Here is a 22,793-nt window from a genome sequence, read left to right on the forward strand (position 1 = left end):
CGGCGGCGGCCCGTCGGTTCCGGGCGGTCCAGCGGATGAGACGGCCCGTCAGGAGTGCGGTGGTCTTGCGGTGCGCGGGGCTATCGTTCATATCGGTGTTCCTTGACTTGGAGGGATGCCGCGTGGGGAGCCCTTCCGGCTTGTGGCCTCGGAACCGATGGCCGGGAGTGGGCTCCCTCTGCTATGTGCGGGACGGGGTCAGCGGCGGGCGGTGAATTCGTGCAGCCGCTGGGCCAGGCGCCGGTCGGGGCGGTGTTCGATGACGCCGGAGGGGTTGGTGCCGCGGGATGCGAGCCGGTCGACTTCGCTCTCCAGTCCCCCGGTCGGGGCGCTGGCGCCGGTGCCGCTGGTACGGACGTAGCGGGCGACGGCTTCGAGGCCTTCGATGAACGCGGCGTCGGGAGGCGCGGAGTCGGCCATGGAGTGGGTCAGCTGGTGGTACCAGTGCTGCGAGGCCTCGGTCTCGCCGAGCTTGAGGTGGTGGAGGTGGAGGCAGTAGGCGGCGGCCCGGCTGCCAGCGCCGGCGGCGAGCTGCCACCAGAACTGCGCGGATTCGGGGTGGTTGGTCAGGTGGAGCAGGCAGGCGAAGACCAGCGCTCCTTCGATGTCGAGTTCGCCGTCCGGGTTCGTGGTGGGCGGCGTGAGCCGGGCGTCGTCGGCGAGCCGGTCCATGTGTACGGCGGCGTTCGGTTCGTTGATGACCCAGCGGCAGACCACGCTCAGACGCTGCCCGGCCTGGGTGGCCCGTTCGATGTGCGGGGGCGGGGAGAGCCGGGCGGCCTCGGACGCGATGCGCCGCAGCGCGCCGGCGACGTCGAAGCCGCGGTGGGAGGTGGGGATGGCCGCGTGGGCCAGGAGTTCGCTGATGGAGGTCACGTCTGTCCTCCTCCTTCTGTCTTGCGTGTGTCGGGGGGCAGGTCCAGGACCACGCGGAGTCGTTCGCGGCCCCGGCGGATGTGGTGGCCCACCGTCCGGGCGTCCACGCCCACGTACCAGGCGACCTTGGCCGTGGGGTAGCCGAGGATGTAGCGGAGCACGATCACCTCGAACTGCCGGGCAGGCAGTGCGGCGATCGCCGCGTACAGGCCGGTGCTGCTCTCCATCACCTTGAGCTTGTCCCGGGTCGCACGCAGGGCCTGGGCTATGGGGCCGTTGATGACGAACGCGGGAGCTCGGCCCTCCCGTTTGAGCTGGTCGTCGATGGCCCGGCGCACGATCGCCCAGGCGCCCTGCTCCAGGTTGCCGGCCCGCAGCAGTTCGTCCCAGCCGCCCAGGATCTCCAGGAACGCCTTGTGGATTACTTCCTCGGCCGCCTCGCGGCTGCCGAAGTGGACTTCCGCGTAGGCGTGGAAGGCTTCCTGGTACCCGAGGTACAGGGCCTCGTAGTCGAGCGGAAGGTCCAGCGGGACATGCACCGGAGTCAGCTGCGGGCGGAGCTCGGGGGCACCGTCGGGGACGTCGTCGTCATTCACGCGCGTCTCCCAGTGGCCTCGGTCATCGTGGTTCCTCATCCATGCGGGGGCGGTACGCAACCGGCGCGCACCGGAGGCCCGTTGGCCTCAGGGCTCACTTAAACGTTTCCGGTCGTGGAAAACTCACAGATCCGCCGAGGAAAATCACGCTGTGCATATATCTGGCCACGAACAGCTAGATTGCGCGTTCGGATCGATGCGAGGAGGGCACCCCTGACCAGCACGGACGGTTATCTCCTGATCACTCGATCCGGCCGACAGTGTGCAATCAAGTGGCGTAGATCACACCAGAATTGACCGATCGTCAACCGGAATTGCACAAACGACAACAAGTGACACCACCGGACACACCCGGCCGACGCCGCAGCACGAGAGGGCCGCCAGACCAGGACGTGGAGGACGCGGCGCGCCTGGAGGCGTTCGGCCGGGCCGTCAACACAGCCACCCGCAGCTGTCCTGGTGGGCACGTCGGCGCGCAGTCTCGTCAGGTTGATGGCCGCCCGCAGTACGGGCCCGCAGCTGGCTGCGGGCCCGCGGTCCGGTCAGTGCCGCGTCTCCCACCACAGGATCAGCAGCGTCACGGCGCCGCTGCCCAGCTTGTAGGTGACGCCCTGTAGGAAGTGGTGGTGGACGCCGTGTCCACGGCCCCCACTCCGTTTTCGCAGGTGAGTGCTGATGGACGAGAGCCATCTGTCCACACGGTGTGGGTGCTTCGGATCTGAATTCGCGCTAGGCTCGGGCATGTGGTTCCTTGCGTTTGCGTGCGTTTAGGGGACACCGCGAGAGGAGCCCTCCCAACTCAGAGGCCTGAGAAACCCGTTGGGGCGCAGGGCTCCTTTCGCGTTCTGCGGAGTCTATCGGCGAGAAGCTGATCGGTGTAGTTGCTCATGCGGGAATGCGGGCACAAGGCGAGACTCTGCCTACACTCTGCCTACCTTCTCGCGCACCTGCGATACATACATACCGGAAAACCCGCAGCTCACAGGCGTGGATGTGATCCCGGTCACCATCAAGCAGTGAAGTGGCATTCGCTGGCCCCCCTCCTGCGAAAAACGCAGGAAGACGCAGACCTCCTGCGAAAAACGCAGCAAAACGCAGGCTCCAATGCGCTCCAGTTTAATCCATTGCATTCCATTGCATCGCGATGAGATGAAATAGATTACAGAGGGTTACGGCCGGAGTGCCGGGCTTGAGGTCGCCTCGGGATCCGAGCCCTCACGGTCCGCCCCTCGCAGGAATGTGAAACGCCTCGTCCCCGGCAGCTTCAATGTCGGGGACGAGGCGCTTGTGGGCTACAGCTCGATCTGGATGTGCTCCACGTCGGTGAACTCCACGCCCAGGCCGTGCGCGAGGGAGTTGTTGGCGCGGAAGTACATCTACGCGAGGCCGTCGGCGGCGATCTGCTGGAGCTGCTGCTCGGTGGCGCCCTGCTCCCACGCGGTGAACAGCTGGTCCGCGTAGAGGGGCAGCAGGGCCTGGGGGATGTCCCGGACCCGGGCATCGTCGGTCGTGCCCCCGGCGGCTTCGAAACCGAAGCGGGCGCGGGTGGAGACGACCAGCCCGCCCGGAGTCGACATGGCAGGCGGTTGCCTGGTCCATCATGCTCATCAGCACCGTCGTATCGATCGCCGCGCTGATCCGGGCAGAGCGGCTGATCCGTCGCTGGGCCGACGTACCGGCAACGACACCTCCGAGACCTGACACCCTCCACTTCGCGCGCCACGGCCCAACGGGTGTGTCTGGACGCGGCCAGCGCGTTCGGACTATTCCCGAAGGGCACGTCACCGAAGAGCGTCTCCACGCCCGCCATACTCTGCTGCGGGCGTCGGCGGGCAGTCTTCCTGGGTCAGGTGGCGGTCGTCGCGTCGACCGCCGGAACGGTCTTGGGGCGGGGAGCGCCTTCAGGTTCATCCGGGCGTCGACCAGGTTCTCGCCGCTGAACTCGCTCCAGTACGGGTGCATGCCGACAGTGACGGACCTCCTGAGTGAGGCGATCGACTGCGGTCTTCTGCTCGGCGGTCCAGCCGGGGCTGGGCTCGCGGCCGCCCGTGACCTCATCAGTGTGCGGGTGCTTCGTCCCGGGCCAGCCGCCGTGAGGCTCCACCGACCAGGGCAGGGTGTGCACGAGCGCGGCGAGCTCCGCAGTGGCCTGGTGCAGACGGGTCTGGGCGGCGAGCAGATCGCTGGGGAGGCCTGTCTCAGCCGTGGCGGAGACAGCAGGCGGGGCAGGACGAGGCGACGTCGGCGTAGCCGGGGCGGCGGGTTGCGTCGGGACCGACGGGAGCGGGGCCGCAAAGACCGGGATACCGCGTTGAGGAGGCGAAGGACGGCAGGTCGGAGCCCGGTGGCTGGCTCCTGTCGACGCGTGGCTCGCCTCCCCCGGCTCTGCGGACGGAAGTACCCGGCGCCCGCTGGTGAGGTCCGCGTACCGGTCCCGGTCCGTGTCCGTCACCCAGAAGCGGTGGGTACGGGATCCGTCCTTGAACTCGATCGGAACGATCAGCCCGGCTGCGGTCTGCCGTACCAGGTCGTCGAAGAAGACGTCCCTGGGCTTGGTTGTGGCGTGCATCTTGCTGCAGCGCCTCTGGGTGTCCGGGCACCGGTACAAGGCGCGGATATCGCACCGCCAGAATTCGAGCACGCGGAATCCGGAGACAACTCGCAGGTCATCCGACTTCGCGATCACGTCGGCGGGAAGGTTGTCACTGCGCGTCCAGTGGACGTCGTTGCGGCGGGCGTAGTCCCCGCGATCGGTGTGCCACGCCGGGGTGATCCCGTGCTTCGCCGCCCGGCTCGCCCTGGCGCGCACGCTCCGTGGGCCGTGAGCACCGGCGGTGGCCAACTGCACCTCAATTGCCTGCTGGACGAGGCGGAGCTCCGATTCGTCCAGCGCGTCCAGTGCCGTGTGCAGCCCGACAGGCGTGGCACCGGCAAGCGGTCTCAGGGTGGCGAACGAAACTTCCCGGGGCCTTTCACTCCGAGGAGAGTGCGGCGAGCCGTTCGCGGGTGCGGCGAGTGACGGTCGCTTCGGGGCCGTGGATGTCCGATACAGCGGCGAGGAGTTCGGCTCCGAGCCGTCGGGCGTCGGATGCTGGGACGGCCCGCCACAAGCTGTAGGCCCGGCGGGCCGCCTGGACCGTGTCAGGGTGTGCGGGGCCCTGGATGCCAGCCCGGAGTCGTACGGCGTGCAGGTACCAGCCCACGGCGGTGGAGTGGTCCCCCAGCAGGTGCGCGAGGTAGCCGCGGACTTCCCGGACATCGACGACCTCCATCGTGTGCTCACCGGCGGCGGTGAGTTCACGGTCGATCTCTTCGGCGAGGGCGGCGGCGTCGCCGGGACGTTCGGCCGCGACGAGCGCGGGTATGGCGGTGAGCCGGATACGAAGTGGTTCCGGGTGTGCCGGAGCGGTGGTTGGGGGCTCAGCAGCGGCGCCGTGCCAGAAGGCGGGGGTAACCATCCCCCAAGGTCCATAGCGCGGTTCGTCCATGGGGGCCTCGATCGGGTTGGAGTGCGGGCAGGTTCGGTAACCGTGTGGCTGGCGGTGGTCAGATGGACAGACCCTTGGTACGCAAATAGGGGATGGGGCTGATATCGGATCCGTAGGCGGGGCCGGTGCGGATCTCGAAGTGCAGGTGCGGGCCCGTGACGTTGCCGGTCGCGCCGGACAGGCCGATGCGGGTGCCGCCCTGGACGCTCTGCCCGGCGGAGATTTGCACGGATGACAGGTGGGCGTACTGGCTGTACCGGCCGTCGTCGTGTCGTATGACGACCTGGTTGCCGTAGGCGCCGCCCGGGGCAGCGGAGACGACCTTGCCCGGTCCGATGGCCTTGACGGGGGTACCGACAGATACCACGAAGTCGATGCCGGTGTGGTATCCGCCGGACCAGGAGGGCCCCTTCTGGTGGTAGGGGGTACCGGCGGGTCCGTCGATGGGTAGGGTCCAGGAACCAGAGGCGGCCGGTACTGACAGTTTCACGGAGTTCGCCATGATGATCTGGACATAGTGGTAAGTCTCGCCGTTGGCGAAGGACTCGGGCGGCACGCCGCGGTACTGCTGAACTCTGCCGAAACCAGCATTGTACCCGGCCAGGGCCATCTCTGTGGGCGATCCATTCCAGTCCGGGTGTTTCTTTGCCTGCTTCAGCAGTGAGCACATGAATTTACCTTGGGCCGGGATGGCGTCCGCCGGGTCCCAGACGTCTTTCCTGCCGTCGTCGTTGCCGTCGACGCCCCAGGTCTGCCAGGTCCCCGGTATGAACTGGGCTATACCTTGAGCACCCGCCGGGCTTCCGGCCCGGGGGTTGAAGGCGGACTCCTGCTGGATCTGCGCGGCGAGGATCGCGGGGGACAGCCCCTGGTTGCACGCGGCCGCAGCATTGATGATGAGCTGCGCGTACTTGGCGGGCACCCCGCCCTCGCCTATCTTCAGGCCGCTGCCGGCCGGCACTGCGGTGTTTCCGCCGTCGCTGTCCTCGTTTTCCCCGACCATTGTCACGATCATCATGAGCCCCACGCCGAGCGCGATCGGCGTCATCACTGCTCCGGCCACGACCGGCTTGATCCACTGAGCGGCCCCCACAGGCTCCCCCTCCTGGCCTGACGCTTCAGATTTGCTCCCCCACAGCCGGGCCATCACGGTCATTTCGGCGGTGAACAACCGGCTCGACGGAAGAGTGATGGCGCGTGACACTATGCCATCAGTCAACTTCACCGCGATGTTTGATGATCCGTTCTGTCAATTCGGAGAACGGGCGGCGCAAATATGCAAAGTTTCGCCGCCTCTCCTCCGGTTGGCGCGAACGCGTCATATATTAACTATAGCAAACGCTCAAGGGTTGGTTTTTGGGGGCTTAGTGAGAGAGCGTGATGGTTCGTCCGATGTGCTGGAGTTGAGGGAAGGGGTGCGTCTCCTGCTTCCGGTGATGGCTGCGGCCGGGGGGAGCGGCCGGTCCACCGTGGCGGGTCTCCTGGCGTGCGGTCTGGCCGAGTCCGGGCGCGCGGCCGTTCTGGACACCAGCCCCCGACTCGCCTCACCCTGGCCGGCCTGGACGGCTGGTCAGGAAGCCTCATCAGGGCTCGCGTCGTTGCCGCCTGACCGGCCCCTTACCCGCAGCCAGGTCCAGTCGGCGTCCGCCGCGTACGCCGGGCCGGGAGATGCTGGCTGGCAGGTCCTCACCGACGGACGGGACTGGCACAGTCCACCGCTCGCCCTTCCCCAGGACCCCGCCGCCTGGTACCAGCTGGCCGCCGTCGGCGGATGGCAGGCCGTCATTGCCGACACCACCCATCCCGTCGCCCACGACATCCTGGTCGCCCGCTGCGAAGGCCGGCTGGGGCAGACCCGCAGCTGGTGCGACCTCCCCTACGCCGTACCGGTGCTGTGCGGCGCCGCGACCGCCAGCGGCCTGCACGCACTCCAGCAGACGGTCATGGCGATGCAGGCCGAGGGCCTGCCGCTGCAGCGCACCGTGGTCGTCTTGGTCGCCACCGCCAACGGGCGGCCGCCCGCGCTGGTACGGGCCGGCGCCACGATGCTCGCCTCCCGCACCGCGGCCGTGGTGAATCTGCCCCACGACCCCGACATCCGCGCGCACGGGCTGCGCCGGACCACGCGTCTGAACTCCCGTACCCGCCAGACGGTGCGCCGCCTTGTCGACGCGGTCCGGGACGCCGCCCATGTCACCTGGGGGGAACCGCTGCCCGAGGCGCCGGTTCCCGCCCCTGTTTCCGTTGCTGTTCCCGCTCTTTGACGAGGTATATTCGATATGAGTCTCTTTCTGGATGCTGCCACCACCGTCGCCGCAGATCCGCATCTGCACGTCCTGGCCGCCGATGTCGTTCCGAACTACACCCCAAAGCTGCCGGACGAGGTGAACACCCCGGTCAAGACGATCCTCGCCTGGACCGCGGGTCTGGGCCTGGCCGGCGCCGTACTGGGTGGTCTGGTGGCGTGGGCGCTGGTGGCCATCGGCCACAACACCGAACGCGCGGCACTCGCCGCTCGGGGCAAGCAGGGTGTGCTCTGGAGTCTGATCGGCGCCGGAGGCATTGGCGTTACCAGCAGCCTGGTCCTCGCCTTCTACAACATGGCGGCCTGATGGATGCCACCGACCGCAAGGCGCGCGCGGCCAAGGTCCGGCTCGCGGGGATCGGCGTAGTGATAGTGGCGGCGGTTGCGATCGGCACCGTGGCCGCTTTCTCCATGCTGGGCGACGACGCGAAGGCACCGACGGCCGGACCCACCGCCTCGGCGAAGCCGTCCCCGTCGGGCTCGGACAAGGGCGGACTGTGGAATCCGGACATGACCCCGGAGAAAGCCAAGCCGCTGACGCTGTCTGTACCCACCGGCCAGAAGGGAGGGGCCTCGACCGGCTTCCCGCACAACGCCAGGGGAGCGGTCTCGGCCGCCGTCTACTTCTGGGAGGAGTACGCCTTCCTAGACGACCAGATGGCCCGTCAGCAACTGGAGGCCGTCACCTCACCGGACGCCACCGGGTACATCGACGAACAGATCTCCGAGGTCCGCAAGCTCCGCGAGGGAGCGAACCTGCCTCCCTCCGGCCCCGCACCGGCCGGACTCACCTTCACCACCTCGGTGGAAGCAGCGACGTCCAAGTCCCTTATAGCGCCCGGCGACAAGCCAGGTGATGTGGTGCAGGTCTGGATGCACTACGACCGCTATGCCACGGCCCCCGACGGCGGGTCAGACGATGATCCGCTCAAGGACCAGACGGATGACGTGATCGTGAAGTGGCAGGACGGCGGCTGGAAGCTCACCAATGAGCCGAAGTACTGGAAGCAGAGGTATTTCCCGGTCTCCTACGCCCCGGACTCCCCCTATGCGACGCAGGACGGCTGGGTCCAGGTGCAGCATGCGGACTGACGGTGTCTCACGTGTCCTATGCTTCATGATGGCGTTGTCTTTTTGCTTGAGCCTCGGTGTGGGCGGAGCGTCCCCCGCTGTCGCTGGGCAGCCGAGCGCTGTCACGGCGGACAAGCCAGAGTGGCACGTCGACTACGGTCCCGACAGTCCCAAGAAACCGCCCGAGGAGTGGGCGGGCGACGTCGGCGTCGACAGCAAGGGCAACTACTGCCTGCTGTACAGCGCCGAGGATTGTCGCCAACGCACTCCCGACGAGATGGGATTCGATCCCTGCGACTCCAGCGCTGCCTCTGCGGCATGTCAGGCATTTGAAACCAGGAAGCTGGAGAAGTGGCGCCAGAGCGATGCCAAGGACGAGCCTGGCTTCGACAAACGCAATAAAATGATGACCGCCTGCGTCGACAAGGGGGGTCGGTTCCTCGACTGCAGACGTGACGCGTACGACAAGTACCGGCTTCCGCTGAAGGGACCGGTCGGCTGGGTCTACGGACAGATCTCCGAGGCAGTCTCCGACGGTGTGCGGGAGATCGCCCGGTACATCGGCAAGGGCGTTGTATGGCTGCTGGAGGAGTTCGCGAAGGTCTTCAACTCAGCGTCCACGATCGACCTTACGAAGGTCGGAATCGGTTCGGTCACCAGCATGATGACCGCGTTGTCCGCAGTGATCGCGGCATTTCTGTTGTTGTTGCAGTTCGGGAAGGTGGGGCTCAGCCAGCGTGGTGAGCCTGCGGCGACCGCGCTGGTCGGGCTGGTGAAGTGGGCAGTGATCTCCTCGGTCTACCTCGGGGTCACGCAGACCGCTCTGCTCTGGTCGGATGCCGTGTCCACGTGGATCATAAACGAGTCGTTCGACGGCGGAGGCACCGCCGAGGCCAAGATGCAGGAGCAATTCGGCAAGCTGTTCGGCGGCCTGATCACCGGCGGCGGTGGAGGGGCCACCGCCGTCACCGCCCTGGTCGGCGGACAGGGCGTAACGGCGGCGGCGGTCGGCGTCATCATCGTGATCGGCATCGTGTGCATCCTGGCCATCGCCGCACTGTGGATCGAGGTGCTGCTGCGGCAGGCCGGAATCATGATTCTGGTGGCGACCATGCCCATCGTGCTGGCCGGACAGCTCTCGGACGCCACCAGCGAGTGGTGGCCCAAGGCCCGTAACGCGCTGATTGCGCTGGTGCTGATGAAACCGATGATCGTGCTCTGCTTCGCCATCGGGTTCGGCGCGATGGGCGCGACCGACAGCGAGGGCGCCCAGAACATGTTCGTCGGCCTGCTGATTTTCGTTCTCGCCTGCTTCGCGTGGCCCGCGCTGGCCAAGTTCATGACGTTTTCCACGGTCGGGGGCGGCAGTTCCGTCGCCTCCGGGCTGATGAGTTCGGTCGGATCGTCCGCGGGCGCGATGACCGGCGGTTACCGGCCGGAGATGAGCGGTGCTGGTTCGGTCGGTGGCGGCAGTAACTACACCCGGGCCCTGGAACGGGACACCGCACAGACCCTGAACAGCGGCTCCAACGCCGCGGTTCAGGCATCGTCCACGGGCGGGGGTGCCGCTTCCGGTGGCGGTGCTGCCACGGGCGGGGCCCGATTCGGTGGCAAGGTCGCTGCCGGGGTTGGGTTCGGGCTCCAGGTTCTGACGGCCGGCAAGGACGTGCTGGAGTCCGGCATGGGCAACACGGCCGCGCACGCCGGTCTGGACCACGGGGGCGGCGGTGGACGGCATGTCGTCATTCCGCCCCACAAAGGGTCCGGCGGTTCGGTGGGGGACTCGCCCGGACCGGCACCGTCATCGGGGCCGTCTCCCGCACCGACGGAGACTGTTCCCTCTCCCCGTCCCGCTCCTGCTCCTGCTCCCACGGTGGAGCAGCCTCGTCCGACCAGGGAGGGATAGCAGATGTCGCAGCCTGTTTCGTACGGCGGCTGGCAGTCCGAGAAGTCCGGTTTCATGGGCCGGTTGTCCGGTCCGGGGTTCGCGATGGTCGCGGCCGCTTCGGTGGTCGCTCTCATCCCCATCAACCTGGGCAGTTGGCGTGCCGCGCTGGTGTGTGCGCCGGTCTCCCTGGTTCTCCTGCTGCTGGCCTTCGGGCGGGTGATGGGGCTGAGTGCCGATGAATGGATCGTTCTCGCAGTGAGGCATCAGATCGCCGTGGCGAAGAAGCACAACATATTCCTGTCCGGGGCGTTCGCCCCGCGCTCCGAGCGGACCGGGGAGCAGCCGATGGACCTGCCCGGGGTGCTGGCCCGGCTGCGGATCCTGGAAGCCCCGGACGGTCTGGGCGGTCAGCTCGGCGTCGTCCATGACCCGGTGGCGGGTACCTACACTGCGGTCGCCCGCATCACCTTCCCCGGGCTGGCTCTGGTGGACACCGACAAGCAGGCGTCGCGGGTCGCCTCGTGGGCGGGTTTCCTGCGCTCGTACTGTACGGAGGACTCTCCGGTTGTCCGAATCTCTGTGCATCAGCGGTGCCTGCCCGACGACGGCGCCGCACTGCGGTCGTGGACCGCTCAGCACATCACGCCCGACGCGCCGGGGGCGGCGGTGACCGCGCTGTCGGAGCTGATGGAGGGGGCGGGTCCGGCGGCGACGAGCCGTGAGACCTATCTGTCGGTGACCCTGTCGGCCGGGCGAGCCCGGCTGGCCGTCAAGGGGGCCGGCGGTGGCCAGATCGGGGCCGCCGCCGTACTCGTACGGGAACTCCACGCGATGCACGGTGCGCTGAGCAGTGCGAGCCTCCAGGTCGTCGAGTGGCTCTCACCGCGCAAGGTCGCCATGACGGTTCGTACCGCTTACGACCCCGAGGCCCAGCTCATGCTCGCGACCCGGGCCACGGCGGCCCAGGCGCCCGCATGGGAGGGCCTGGAGCCTGGTGTCGATCCCGCGCTCGCCGGGCCGGGCGCCGCCGAGACGGGCTGGGGCACCTACCAGCACGACGGCGCATGGACCGTGTCCTACCAGGTGCGGACCTGGCCGCAGTCCGAGGTGTACGCGACGTTCCTCCAGCCGCTGCTGCGGCCCCGGCAGAACGCACGTCGGTCCATGTCGCTGGTGTACGAGCCGATCGGCCCGCGCCGGGCCCGCCAGGAGCTGGCCCGGGAGAAGGCCAAGCGGAATTCGGCCCGTCAGCTTCGGGCGAAGACGGGCCGGGACGAGAGCGAGGACGAGCGCCGTGAGGCCCAGCTCGCCCGGGCCCAGGATGCCGCCCGGGCCGCAGGCCAGGGCGTGGTGCGAATGACCGCCGTACTGGCGGTCACGGTCACCGACCCCGGCGAGCTGGAGACCGCCTGCGCCGAGCTCCAGGCGGATGCCGCCGCGTCCGGTCTGGAACTGCGGCGCATGTGGGGCGCGCAGGATGTCGGGTTCGCGGCCGGAGCGCTGCCGCTTGGCCAGGGGCTGCCCGACCGACGGATGGGATTCTGATGGGACTGCGCAACCGTCGCCGTACCGGGGGCGACACTCTGCTGGAGGCCGCCGGTATCGGTGAGGCCAGCGGCCTGGACCGTAGGCCCTCCGCCGAGGTGCCCGCGCAGCTCAGCGCGCGCGAACAGCGCCGGGCCCGGCTGCTGGAGAACCCCGACACGGTGATGCGGATCGCCCCCAGAAAGGGCTGGCCGCAGCCGTACGCGGGCCGGGCCGCGTCCCTGCCACGTACCGAAGTGGTGCGCGCGGACGTCCCCACGGCGGCCGGCGCCTACCCGTTCCTGCACGCGGCGACGCTGCCGCCGGTCGGCGCATACATCGGGCAGAACACCCTGACCACGCAGGCGTTCAGCGCACACCCGTCCGTATGGGTGAAGGAGGGCCTGGTCACCAACCCGAACGTGATGATCACGGGCATCCCCGGTTCGGGGAAGTCCGCGCACGTTAAAGCGCTGTGCTTCCGCCTGATGGCGTTCGGGCACCGCACGCTGATCGCCGGGGACGTCAAGGGCGAGTACCAGGAGCTGTGCCGGCACCTTGGAGTCGAGCCGGTACGGCTCGGACCTGGCCTGCCGGGACGGCTCAACCCGCTGGACGCCGGCCCGCTCGGCTCCGGCCTCGACCTGGTCAAGAACCCGGCCGAGCTGAAATCACGGATGCAGGAGATCCACCGCCGCCGCCTCACCCTTCTCAAAGCTCTGCTGGAACTCCAGCTCAAGCGGAACCTCCAGCCCCAGGAGGAAGAGGCCCTGGACGTCGCCGTACGCGAGATCACCGGCGAACTGCGCGGGCAGAGCAGCCTCACGGTGCCCACCCTCCCGCTGGTCTACGACAAGCTCCGAGACCCCACCCCCGACATGGCCCACGAACTCCGGGTGCGCGACGGTGAGGTTCAGCGTGCCCGCGAACAGATGGCGTCCATCCGTTCCGCTCTGGGGGGCATGGTCACCGGGCACCTCGGTGGCCTGTTCGACCAGGAGACCAGCATCGGGCTCGACTGGGACGCCCCGATCCAGTCGGTGGACATCTCCGCCCTCCAGCAGTACGGCGACGAGACCGTCGCCATGGTCCTGAGCTGCGTGTCCTCCTGGGCCCAGGCCGCCATCGACCGGCCAGGACACCGGCCCTGGATCGTCGTACGCGACGAGCTGTGGCGTCAGATGCGCTCCGGCGGCGCGTCGATGGTCAAGAAGATCGACGCCGACCTGCGGCTGTCCCGCGCGACCGGCACCATCCAGGTCCTGGCCACTCACCGCCTGTCCGACTTCGAGAGCGTGGGCGCGGCCGGGTCCGAGGCCGTGAACATCGCCAAGGACCTCATCTCCTCCTGCGAGACCCGTATCCAGCTTGCCCAGGACACCCGACCGCTCCAGATCACCCGCGAAGTAATCGGCCTGACCGACGCCGAGTGCGATCTCATCGGCTCCTGGGGCGCCGGACAACGGGGCCGCGCACTGTGGAAGGTCGGCCGCGGCGGCGGTTCTCACGCAGTCCAGCTGATCCTCTCCCACACCGAGGAGAAGCTCTTCGAGACCGACGAGAAGATGGTGATCTGATGGCCGGCGGCGCAAACCGCTTCGGTGGACTGGACGACAACACCCTGCTCGCGGCGTACGGCGCTGGCCTGGCCGCCGCGCTGGGCGGCGCGGTCCTCGCGGCCGGGCCGCTCTCCGGCGCGCTGTCGGGCCGCGGGTGGGCAAGCAGCGACGAGTCCATCCCCACCACGGTGCTGACCGCTCTCGTACGCGGACCTGGAGCCGTCTACCATCCGGCGCCGCCCGCCTGGCTGTTCTACGTGCTGGTGGCCCTGATCGTCGTGATGCTGCTGACCCTGGTCGTCAAGGCCGTCAGCGCCCTCAACTACGGAGGCAGCAGCACAGGCGGCGCACAATGGGGCGGACCGAAGATCGAGCGGAAACTCGCCGCCCCGCAGGATCCGCTCAAGCGCGCCAACCGCATCACCGCCGGGCGCGGAAAACGCACGAAGAAGATCGTGGCCGCGCAGCCCAACATCTCCGCGACCGTGTTCGGCGTGCCCGGGTCGTCGAAGACCACCGGACTGGTCCTGCCCAATGCCGCCGAATGGCAGGGCCCGCTGGTCGTCACCACCACCAAGGCCGCAGACCTCGACATCATCTACGCCCGCCGTCGCCAGATGGGCCCGGTATGGGTGATCGCCCCCGCCGGTATCCCGGGCCGGCCCACCCAGCGGTGGTCACCGGTCGACTACTGCGTCGACGCCAAGGCCGCCGACCGGATGGCCTCATGGATGGCAGAAGCGTCCTCTTCCGGCGACGACAAGCGCGCCGCCCCCTGGATCGACCAGGCCAAGAATGTACTGAAGGGCGTCCTGCTGGCCGCCAACCTCTCCGGCGGCGGCATCAACGCCATGCGTCGCTGGCTCGGGCTCGGCAAGGACGCCGTCGACCACGTACGCGCAGTCCTCCTCCAGCGCGGTTACACCGAAGTCGCCGACGACTACACCTCCCCCTGGCTGCGCCTGCACGAGGACGGCATCGGCTCCATCCAGTTCAGCCTCAACGTCCTGGCCCGCGTCTACGCGGACGAGGAAGTACGCGAGACCTGCGCGAGCACCGACTTCACCGTTGAAGACCTGCTCGACCAGAACGGCACCGTCTGCCTGATCGCGAGCGAAGCCGACGCCGAGCGGTTCGCCCCCCTGCTCACCTCGATCATCGCCTCGATCATCCACGGCGCCGAAGTCCGCTACAACACCACCGGCAAGCCGCTCGACCCGTCCCTGGGCGTCCTGGTCGACGAGGCCGGCAACATGCTGCGCTACCCCCGGCTGCCGAACATCCTCACCACCGGCCGTGGCATGGGCATCGACGTCCTGACCGTGTGGCACGACCTCTCCCAGCTCCGCGAACGGCTCGGTACCCAGAAGGCCAACACCGTACTGTCTGCGTCCGGTCTGCGGATGCTGCTGCCCGGCTGCGGCGACCTGGAGACCCTGCGCTACTTCTCCGGCCTCTACGGACGCACCGAAGTCGAACGCACCTCCTACGGCCGCTCGCGCGGAGAGCACTCCACCAACACCTCACTCACCGAGACAGACCTCGCCCCCGTGCACTCCCTCCAGCAGCTCCCGGACTTCACCGCGATCGCGCAGTACTCCAACCTCCCGCCCATCAAGGTCAAAATGCGTCTCACCTTCCGCGACAAGGACCTCAAGAAGCTGCTCGCCGCCCCCGCACTCCCTCCCGCCGACAAGACCAGTCCCGAGACCCCGCCGGAACTCGCGACGAAAGGAATCGATCATGTCTGATGTATCCGACATCCTGGAGGACCCGGCGGCACTGTGGCCCACACCCACGCCTCCCGCAATGCCGGAACAGCGCCGCTGGGTGTGGGAGGCCATGGAGCCGGCCGAGCGCCGACAGCGGCTGCGCGAGCTCGCAGGATGGGTGGACTGGCTGCGGCGAACCTTCGAACTGCACAACCAGATCCCGTCGTGCTGGTACCAGCACCCCCCAGTTGTGGAACACCTCACCGCCCTGTACACGGGCTGGATCCGCACCTACGCAGGTGAACAGGAACCGGGACGCGAACTCGCCGAAGCCGACTGGATCAACACGCTCCACGCCTTCACTCCACGCCTCCAACTGGCCGCGTGCGCCACTGGCACACACGAGCCGCTGCCGCTGCCTCCTCCGCCGGGCGCCGAGGCGGTCTTCGAGATGTACCTGGCCACCTCGGACACGACGACCGCACCAGCCCGTCATCCTGCCGAGGCCGAGGCGCTCCGGCTCGCCCTGGCAGCCGACCCGCCGCTGTAGGGATGACCGGCCGAGATTCCCCGTGACGGTCCTCAGCGCAGCAGCCCGCGAGCCCACCCCTGTAAAGGAGGGAACCATGGCCACACCCACCAACACCGAGCCCGAATCCTTCGACGCCGCGGCGACGCTGTCCCGGCCGGACGGAATGTGTGCCGGACTGAAGCGTCTCGTGGACACCAGCCGACAGCAGCCCGACGACGCCTACCTCCGCGCCTGGCCGTCATCCACGCAGAGGGGCACCCCCGCACGACCTCTCCAGGGGGCCCGGCCCGGCGGCCGGCCCTTACGACGAGGTCGCGGAACGGGCGAAGGCGGTCGTCGAAGCAGCCGTCGCGGCTGGCAAGTTCGCTCCCGCCGACGTGGCCGCACTGCGTATGGTCGCCGACGCCGCGGACATCCACGCCGCCCAGCTCTCCAGGACACTGCCCGGGGCCCCCGGTGCCGTTTCGCGTCCGGGTCCTCCTCAAAAGGCCCCGGCAGTGGCACCACGGCCGCGCGTTGCAGAGCCACCGGCGGCCGGTCGAATGCCGCGAGCCTCGGCATGAACAGAGAGCAGTGTGTCCCTCCCGGAGTCGGGAGGGACACACGTCGAGGAGCGGCCGCACGCTCAGGCCCGGCGCCCTTCACCATGCCCAGGAAGTCGGGCCCAGGAGCCGACCTCGAACTGGGCCGCCGCAGTTGAGGGAGAAGCAGGTCAAGATGTCCGCTGAGCCTTCGCGGCCCCGTTCCCCAGGGATAACGGGGCCGCTGCGTGCTGCGGCTACATCGACCGGCTCTGGCCAGGCGGTTGTTGCTTGGGCTCCGGCCGCCGAGGTGCCACGGGCGGGGGCGCGGTGCGCTGTGGGGCGAGAGCCTGCCGGGCGAGTTCCTCGGTCCGGCGCTGCTGTGGTGACAGCGCGGCGCGCCGCTGCAGTTCGCTTCCGATCGCCTGGGCTCGGACGGCAGCCGCCTCGCTAGCGGTCTGAGACTTCACCGCTGTCTGCTCGGCATAGGCGATGTCCTGCACGGCTGCGGCCCGTGCCCGCTCGACGGTCTCGGCCGACGCACCCTGGGCGCGCAGCTGGGTGACCGCCGCTCCACCGTCCTGCTGGGCAAAGGCAGTGCGCAGCGCGATGTGTTGCTGGTGCAGTTCGCGTGCCCGCTCCCTGGCTTCGACCGCTGCGTGCTGACTGTGTTCCTGGAGTGCACCGAGTTGAGCGTCGCTGTATGCCGCCCAGTTCTCGGGCCGGAAAGTGTTGGCCAGTTGCGGCGCCAGAACTGGGGGAGCACTCAGATCGGTGATCTTGGATCTGGGGGTGTGCCAGGCCATGGGGGTATCCGGCTGGTGGATGATCCAGTCGGTGTCGAGAAAGTGGGAGGAGAGAGCACGGCCGAGTACGGTCGCATCGAACGGCCCGGTGGACTCGAAGACCCCCAGGGACAGTTGCCGGCCCAGCGTTCGCTCCCACCGGCTCGCCCACTCGCCCAGGGCGGGGAGGGTGCCAACCGCTGTCTGCTTGTCGAGGTATCCGTGGCCGCCCATGAAATCGCCCGGGTACCGGTCGGGGTGGTTGGCCTGCCAGTGCGCACGGGCGGCCTGGACGATGGCGGTGCTGTTGATGTCGAGGTCGAAGTCGCTGGGCACCGAATCGAGACCGAGGCGCCACATGGAGTCGTGCGGAGGGCGCGCGGGACGGTCCTGATCGTCGTCGAACCAGTCCCGCAGGCGCTGCGCAGCCACCGGGTTGCCGAGCAGGTCCTCCTCGCGAGGCAGGGATTTGTGGATACCAGAAAAGAAGCCAGCACCACTGCCCTTGAGTCGGATGTCGAGCTGGGACGGTTGGATGCCGTCGAGTTGCAGCGCCTCCAGCATCTCCGTGCCGAACTGCTGGTAGAGCTCTGGGGTCATGCCCATGGGCGCCTCGCCGGTGAGCATCCACTTGATCTGGACCGGGTTGATGCCGAGGAAGTCCAGGTCGCGTTGCCTGATGGCGTAGCCGGTGTCGTCCTGCGGCCACCAACTGGGGAACTCCTCCTCGCCGGCGAGGATCTGGATGATGCGGTTGTCGAGCGGGTCGGCGGGGTCGAGCTGGGCGGCGACGGTGAGCGGCTGCGCCTGATCGCCGGCTTTCGCGAGGGCGGGCGCTGGCCGTTCTGCTGGAGCGTCCGGCGTGTCGTCGAGGACGGGGGCGCCGAGGTGGATACTGCTGGCCGCGGTCTGTTCCACGGCAGCCGGGGCGGTGCCGGAATAGATGCCGTCCAGCGTGGTCGGGCCGTTGCCCGGCAGCGTGACCCACTCCTTCTGCCCGAAGAACCCGATGCCGGTCATGGGGATGGCCAAGATGTCCTGCGCGGGCTTACGGGCGACCAGCAGCGCCGCGCGGCCGCCGCGCTGCTCGAGCCAGTCGGCGACGATTTGGCGGTCCGCCGACCAACTCGCCAGCGGGCGGTGGCGAGCCTGGAAGCTGTCGCCGACGTTCAGGTCGGCCCACTCCGGATGCGGAGCGCCCTCCGGCCAGGTCAACGCCCGATAGGAGATCAGCTCGGTGATGCCCCGGGCGGCGAGGACGTCCTGGGTCATGGCGTACTGGGTTCGCAGGAACTCCCGCAGCGCATCGCGGTTGTAGTCGAGCTCCAGGCCCACGGCGGCGCGCGTCTTCGGATCCAGCCGCCATTCCAGCACGTTGGTGAGGCCGAACTCCTCTCTGCTGGCCTCCTGCAGGGCCAGCACTCGGACGTTGTTGTTGGACCCGTACGACCAGGATCCCATCAGCTCGCTGACCGCGATCCAGCGGACCAGGACCTCGGCGTGCGGATCGTCCATACGCACCACCGAGGCTGAGGCATGCCGGGGGTTGGCCGCATCGAGGTCTCCGACGTGCACGACGTCCGCCCCCATCGAGGGGTACTGCTCGTTGTGCGGCACCAGAACGTAGCGGCCGTCACCTAAGCGGTGGGCCATGTCGGTCCCCACAACCAGGCCGAACGCTGACAGGACGAGCTCGGGCGTCGAGGACCGCATCCGCTCGGCAACGGCATGGATGGCGATGGTCTTGGCCTGGCCGGTGTTGGTGATCCGGCCGTCGTCGGTCAGCAGCGCCTCGCCGACGCGCTGCTGCTCGATGCGTTCCTGGGAAGTGAGCGGTGGGGGCGTCCAGGTGCCCCGCTCGTTGGCTGGCTGCTCACTCATTGCAGTCCCCCTGTTCGATTCGTATTTTGGCTCCGTCAGCGGGCGCGGGCTCCGCTGGCCGACGTCAGGTGGCGCGGAGGAATGCCTCGGCCTGGCGGCGCAGGAGGGGTGGGGCGGCGGACCAGGCCGGGGTGCGCATCACCTCGCGCAGCTTGACCTCCTTCACCTCCTGGGGGTCGTTCTGGCGGAGGCCGACGTGGGCCCACAACTGGTCCAACTCCTCGTATGGCAGGTCCCACGAGCGGACGGGTGCGGGCTCGGGCATGTTCGGCGGCGATGACACCACGTGGACCTCGTCGGCGGTGGCGGCGGGGGTGACCTCGATGAGCGTGAGGCCGAACCGCTCGACGGCACCGCGCAGCAGTACCCGGTGACGGTCGATGGTGTCGGCGGCGGGAGGTTCCCCGTCGAAGAACAGGGCGAGCACCCAGCCGGACGCGGTGGTGCGCGCGAGGTCTAGGACGAGGCGGGTGCCGGTGCTGTCGGTGAAGGAGCAGTGCGCGATGCTGTTCGCCGCTCCGGGCCCTTCGGTGCGAGGAACCTCGTCGAGTTGGAGCACGGACAGCAGCCGCTGAAGCTGGTCGGGCGTCAGCTCTCCTTGGGAGAGCAGTCGGAGCGCGGGCCAGAGCATGATGAAGCCTTCCTTTCGTCGGTGTACTTTGGGTCTGCCAGCCGGTGGCCGTGGCACGGTCAGGGCTCGGGCTGCGGGGCGGGGGCCAGATGGATCGGGTTGCTCCAGGCTCGGCCTCCGCTGGCGTCCTCGACGGTGACGCGGCAGAACCCGCGCCCGAACATCGCCACCGGCACAGAGCACTCGACCAGGGCCTTACCTTCGATCACCCGCGCGCCCGGAGTGCTGCCGGTGACCAGTACTTTGCGCGCCGGGGAGCAGCGCACCGTGAGGACGCCGTCATTGATCTGGACGTCGTGCAGTTCGGGCCCGGTGCTCGAGTAGTAGTGGCCGGCTTTGAGGGCAGCCAGGATCGCCTCCGGGGCGAGGGACTCGGCGCGCACCTGGACCCAGGCCGCGCAGCCCGGCGGGTCCTGCGGCTGGAAGTGCGCGTCATCGGCGGCGTAGGCACTCAGCCGACGGCCCCGGTTGAGCAGAATATCCATCAGGTGCCAGCTGTCGCCCCGGTCCTCGCGGGCCGAGAGCGCGTTGTAGATCTCGACAGCATGGGCCGCATCCAGGCTCTCGGCATCGGCCTCGGTGAGCAGCCCCGCTGCGGGGTGGGCCATGCCGACGAAGGCACCGGCGGCCCGGGCCCGGCGTGCGAGGTCCGGGCCGCTCTCGCCGGGCTCTGGGGGCGGGAAGCCCAGCGGCAGCCCCACGGCCAGGATGTGCCACTCCGAGGAGAACTCGGGGCGCGGAGCGTGCAGTTCGGCGCCCAGCAACGTGGTGAAGCCGGGAATGCGCAGCGGCCGGGTGTCGGTCAGCGGGAACCCGTACTTGGCCCGGAAGTGATCGGTGATGGCTAGGAAGTCGTAGTCGGCCTCTTGGTAGCGGCGCCCGGTCTCCTCCGGCGACAGCGCGCCGTCAGACCGGTCGGAATGGGTGTGCAGATTGCCCCGCCAGAAGCGGCCGGGTTGGCCGAACGGCAAGTCGATCACGAGCATCCCCTGTCGGTCACGTGTCCTCGATTCTGCGGCGGCGGATCGGGTCATTGCGGGGTTGCCCTGGTTTCATGTCGACGGATGCGATTGCGTAGCGGCGGTGCCTGAAGCGAGGGTGCGGTCGTGGTGCCCCGCCCAGGATCCGCCGAATGATCTTTCCCCGAAGATCCCCGCCTGGGTAGTCCGCCCTGGTAGCCGACCATGATTTTCTGCGCTACTGCCTCTGTGAGCTGCTTCGGCTGTGCTTTGGGCATGGGCGATCCTCTGGTTCGGTGGGGCGATTGACGGGTGGACGTCCTCGCTGGTCTCCGCCCGCCTCTACGCGTCGGACTGGCTGGTGAGCAGGGCGGCGTACTCGCGGTTGTTGGCGGCGTACTCGCGGTGTTGTCCGGCGCGGGCCAGGTGCCCCTCGGCGATCTCCGGCTCGGCGCCGGTCGGCCAGCGCGTTCGCGGTCCGCCTCGATGCCGCCCAGCCCCTGCCGTGCTCTCTGTCAGGTTGTGGGCCAGGTGCGCAGGAGGGAGGCGATGTCGCGGGCCGTGCAGGCGGGGGTGAGGAGGAGGTCGCGTAGTGCGGTGGCGTGCTCGTGAGCGGGTTTGACGGTGATGCCGGAGGCTTCCAGGTACATGACGCCGGTGGCGGCGGCGACGGCGAGGTTGGAGTGTTCGAGCCAGCGGCAGCGTCCGAGGGTGTGTACCAGGGCTGCGGCGCGCGTGTAGGGGCCGTCGTAGACGGGCTGTTCGAGGAGTTCGGCGCGGTGGCGGGCGCAGGCGGCGACGGGGACTCCGTAGTCGTCGGGTGCGGGGTCGCCCGCGCCGGCGAGTTCGGCGACCTGCAGGATCCAGGAGACGTCGATGTGCGGGTCCATTACGCGGCGTGGGCTCCCGGGGCGGCCGTCGGCTTCTCGGCCTCGTCGAAAACGTGCTGATGTTCGTCGAGGAATCGTTCAGCGGCACCGATCGCGCGTGTACGCAGGCCGCTCGCGTCTTCAAGAACGAGCTGGGCGAGGTAGTCCCCCAGGGCCAGGCCCCGGTCGACGGCCCGTTTGCGTGCGAGTTCGGCAATCTCGGAATCGACTCGGGCACCGAGTTGTGTCTTAGCCATACCCGGATGGTAACAGATGTTACCGGTTGGTGAGCTGGATCCGCGTCGGGCTGATGGCTCCCTTCCCGGCACGGGTGTTCCGTTGACCGGTTGCCATATGTGTGGACTCGCTGTCCTCGTCCCGGCGATCGTCGCCGAGACCGGTGCAATGGTCGCCGGGCGCTTACTGGCCGGTCTGGGAAATGCCCTGGACGAGCTGGGTGATGAGGTCCAGGATGCCCTGGCCGACAGGTGTGGGACAGACGAGAACACGGGACTCGGTCTACCGCCCCGAATGCGACGTGTGGCCGGGGTGGCTGTGAGTTCTGCGTGCCTCTTTCACCTCTGCTTCGTACAGGTGCTCACGGCCCTGGGCGAGTTCCTGGAGCAGGCGCTGCTCGATGTCGGTGAAAGGCCGGTAGTAGGTGCGGTTGTAAGCCTCGATGATCTGGAAGGTCCAGTGGCCGGGGATGACGTTGCGGCCCACGATCTCGCGCTGGACCAAGTCGGCGTGGGCGTGGTGGCCGGCCTCGCGCAGGAGCCGTACGGCGTCGTCCAGGGCGAAGTCGGCGCTGCCGGTGAGCTGGTGGAATGAGTACAGATGCCCGCGGGCCCGTTCCGTGGTCTCCAGCGCTTTCGACAGGGCGCCAAGAGCCTTGACGGTGGTATCGCTGACGCCGTCGGGCCGCTGATGCGTGGCCTCCGGGTCGTCGGCCTGGTCATCGCGCATGCGTTTCGCCTTCCCGCATCGTCGGTGTCCCAAGAGGAACGGCCGTAACAGGCTGGGGCCGCCACGGTACCCGCGGCGCCCCGGCCGCCATGCGTCGAATCCCGTCGCCGGGCTGGCTGATCATCCCGCTGACACGGCCTTGGGCCCCATGGCAGGGTGCGGTGATCGGATCAGCAGACGGCAGGGGGCCCCGTGGAAGCGCGGATGTGGGACGGACTGGTCGGCGTCGTGAAGGAGACGTACACCGCGTCGCTGGGCGAGGGGGTCGTGCCGCGCCCGCTGATGATGCCGCTGGTGCGCGGCGAGCTGGTCGGGCTGATCTGGGTCCGGCCGCTCAAGGACGGCCAGGACGCGCTCGCCGGGATCGCCGAACTCGCGAACATCGCCGCGGACGAGGTCGTCCTTGCCTGGGAGACCCACGACGTCGCCACCGCCTGCGAGCTCCCGGTCGTCGGCCCGGCGCCGTGCCTGAACATGGTGCTCGCCACCCGGGATGGGCATGTCCTGCACCAGTTCCCCTACAGCGAGCAGCTCCTGTCCCGCAGCCCCGAGGGCTGGGCGTCGGTCGCCCCGGACTGGAGGCCGGCCCCCGCGCCGCAGCGCGGCGGCGAACTGGTCCCGCCGGTCCCG

General features: G+C 68.7%; 22 protein-coding genes. 9 read left to right on the top strand and 13 right to left on the bottom strand.

All coding sequences use genetic code 11. The features are described 5' to 3' along the window. Positions 1-198 precede the first annotated feature (198 nt). The 7 genes from GA0115259_RS00390 to GA0115259_RS00420 form a co-directional block, all read right to left on the bottom strand. Complete coding sequence (locus GA0115259_RS00390; protein ID WP_093589065.1) at positions 199-876, bottom strand: hypothetical protein; 678 nt, start codon at positions 874-876, stop codon at positions 199-201. After that, positions 873-1,472: a sigma-70 family RNA polymerase sigma factor gene (locus tag GA0115259_RS00395; protein ID WP_256097855.1), complete on the bottom strand. Its 600-nt coding sequence runs from the start codon at positions 1,470-1,472 to the stop codon at positions 873-875. The genes GA0115259_RS00390 and GA0115259_RS00395 overlap by 4 nt, the downstream gene beginning before the upstream one ends. A gap of 542 nt (positions 1,473-2,014) precedes the next feature. Then, complete coding sequence (locus GA0115259_RS39840) at positions 2,015-2,170, bottom strand: hypothetical protein (protein WP_161230250.1); 156 nt, start codon at positions 2,168-2,170, stop codon at positions 2,015-2,017. Positions 2,171-2,848: 678 nt separating this feature from the next. Beyond that, positions 2,849-3,049, bottom strand: coding sequence for a hypothetical protein (locus GA0115259_RS00400; protein WP_237539650.1), 201 nt, complete (start codon positions 3,047-3,049; stop codon positions 2,849-2,851). 269 nt (positions 3,050-3,318) lie between these two features. Next, positions 3,319-4,041 carry a hypothetical protein gene (locus GA0115259_RS39845; protein WP_176732379.1) on the bottom strand — a complete coding sequence of 241 codons (723 nt, stop codon included), beginning with the start codon at positions 4,039-4,041 and terminating at the stop codon, positions 3,319-3,321. Between the two features lie 403 nt (positions 4,042-4,444). After that, positions 4,445-4,930 carry a hypothetical protein gene (locus GA0115259_RS00415; protein WP_237539651.1) on the bottom strand — a complete coding sequence of 162 codons (486 nt, stop codon included), beginning with the start codon at positions 4,928-4,930 and terminating at the stop codon, positions 4,445-4,447. Positions 4,931-5,018: 88 nt separating this feature from the next. After that, complete coding sequence (locus GA0115259_RS00420) at positions 5,019-6,185, bottom strand: peptidoglycan DD-metalloendopeptidase family protein (protein ID WP_370746891.1); 1,167 nt, start codon at positions 6,183-6,185, stop codon at positions 5,019-5,021. 244 nt (positions 6,186-6,429) lie between these two features. On the opposite strand from GA0115259_RS00420, the gene GA0115259_RS39850 reads away from it, so the two are divergent. Genes GA0115259_RS39850 through GA0115259_RS00460 form a run of 8 tightly spaced genes read left to right on the top strand, consistent with a single transcriptional unit; the run spans position 6,430 to position 15,569 of the window. Continuing rightward, positions 6,430-7,224, top strand: a complete 795-nt coding sequence (locus GA0115259_RS39850; protein WP_256097856.1) for a hypothetical protein — start codon at positions 6,430-6,432, stop codon at positions 7,222-7,224. Between the two features lie 15 nt (positions 7,225-7,239). Further along, on the top strand, positions 7,240-7,572 hold the full coding sequence (locus GA0115259_RS00430; RefSeq protein WP_093589075.1) for a hypothetical protein: 333 nt from the start codon (positions 7,240-7,242) through the stop codon (positions 7,570-7,572). Then, positions 7,572-8,357: a hypothetical protein gene (locus GA0115259_RS39855; protein ID WP_176732381.1), complete on the top strand. Its 786-nt coding sequence runs from the start codon at positions 7,572-7,574 to the stop codon at positions 8,355-8,357. The genes GA0115259_RS00430 and GA0115259_RS39855 overlap by 1 nt, the downstream gene beginning before the upstream one ends. Before the next feature lie 58 nt (positions 8,358-8,415). Continuing rightward, positions 8,416-10,242, top strand: coding sequence for a hypothetical protein (locus tag GA0115259_RS00440; RefSeq protein WP_237539656.1), 1,827 nt, complete (start codon positions 8,416-8,418; stop codon positions 10,240-10,242). Between the two features lie 3 nt (positions 10,243-10,245). Then, a complete protein-coding gene (locus GA0115259_RS00445; protein WP_093589078.1) occupies positions 10,246-11,769 on the top strand; it encodes an SCO6880 family protein in 1,524 nt (507 codons plus the stop codon). After that, positions 11,769-13,325, top strand: a complete 1,557-nt coding sequence (locus GA0115259_RS00450; RefSeq protein ID WP_093589081.1) for a type VI secretion protein — start codon at positions 11,769-11,771, stop codon at positions 13,323-13,325. Before GA0115259_RS00445 ends, GA0115259_RS00450 begins: the two co-directional genes overlap by 1 nt. Beyond that, positions 13,325-15,058: a type IV secretory system conjugative DNA transfer family protein gene (locus GA0115259_RS00455; RefSeq protein ID WP_093589084.1), complete on the top strand. Its 1,734-nt coding sequence runs from the start codon at positions 13,325-13,327 to the stop codon at positions 15,056-15,058. The genes GA0115259_RS00450 and GA0115259_RS00455 overlap by 1 nt, the downstream gene beginning before the upstream one ends. After that, positions 15,051-15,569 (top strand): hypothetical protein, encoded by a 519-nt coding sequence (locus GA0115259_RS00460; RefSeq protein ID WP_237539653.1) that lies wholly within the window; start codon positions 15,051-15,053, stop codon positions 15,567-15,569. The genes GA0115259_RS00455 and GA0115259_RS00460 overlap by 8 nt, the downstream gene beginning before the upstream one ends. Positions 15,570-16,329: 760 nt before the next feature. On the opposite strand, the gene GA0115259_RS00465 is transcribed toward GA0115259_RS00460, so the two are convergent. From GA0115259_RS00465 to GA0115259_RS00490, 6 genes are all read right to left on the bottom strand, one after another. Then, complete coding sequence (locus tag GA0115259_RS00465; protein ID WP_237539654.1) at positions 16,330-18,738, bottom strand: hypothetical protein; 2,409 nt, start codon at positions 18,736-18,738, stop codon at positions 16,330-16,332. Between the two features lie 64 nt (positions 18,739-18,802). Further along, the gene (locus tag GA0115259_RS41035) at positions 18,803-19,369 is read right to left on the bottom strand and encodes a hypothetical protein (RefSeq protein WP_202449510.1); all 567 of its coding nucleotides are present in this window, start codon (positions 19,367-19,369) and stop codon (positions 18,803-18,805) included. Between the two features lie 59 nt (positions 19,370-19,428). After that, a complete protein-coding gene (locus GA0115259_RS00475) occupies positions 19,429-20,355 on the bottom strand; it encodes a CehA/McbA family metallohydrolase (RefSeq protein WP_093589087.1) in 927 nt (308 codons plus the stop codon). A 488-nt stretch (positions 20,356-20,843) separates the two neighbouring features. Further along, a complete protein-coding gene (locus GA0115259_RS00480) occupies positions 20,844-21,218 on the bottom strand; it encodes a fic family toxin-antitoxin system, toxin component (RefSeq protein ID WP_093589090.1) in 375 nt (124 codons plus the stop codon). Continuing rightward, positions 21,218-21,454: a hypothetical protein gene (locus GA0115259_RS00485; RefSeq protein ID WP_093589094.1), complete on the bottom strand. Its 237-nt coding sequence runs from the start codon at positions 21,452-21,454 to the stop codon at positions 21,218-21,220. Before GA0115259_RS00485 ends, GA0115259_RS00480 begins: the two co-directional genes overlap by 1 nt. Positions 21,455-21,716: 262 nt before the next feature. After that, a complete protein-coding gene (locus tag GA0115259_RS00490) occupies positions 21,717-22,163 on the bottom strand; it encodes a hypothetical protein (RefSeq protein ID WP_093589097.1) in 447 nt (148 codons plus the stop codon). Positions 22,164-22,367: 204 nt separating this feature from the next. Between GA0115259_RS00490 and GA0115259_RS00495 the strand changes: the two genes are divergently transcribed. Further along, a partial coding sequence (locus GA0115259_RS00495; protein ID WP_093589100.1) for a hypothetical protein occupies positions 22,368-22,793 on the top strand: 426 nt, incomplete at its 3' end.

Source organism: Streptomyces sp. MnatMP-M17, assembly GCF_900091995.1.
In the GTDB taxonomy this organism is placed as follows: domain Bacteria; phylum Actinomycetota; class Actinomycetes; order Streptomycetales; family Streptomycetaceae; genus Streptomyces.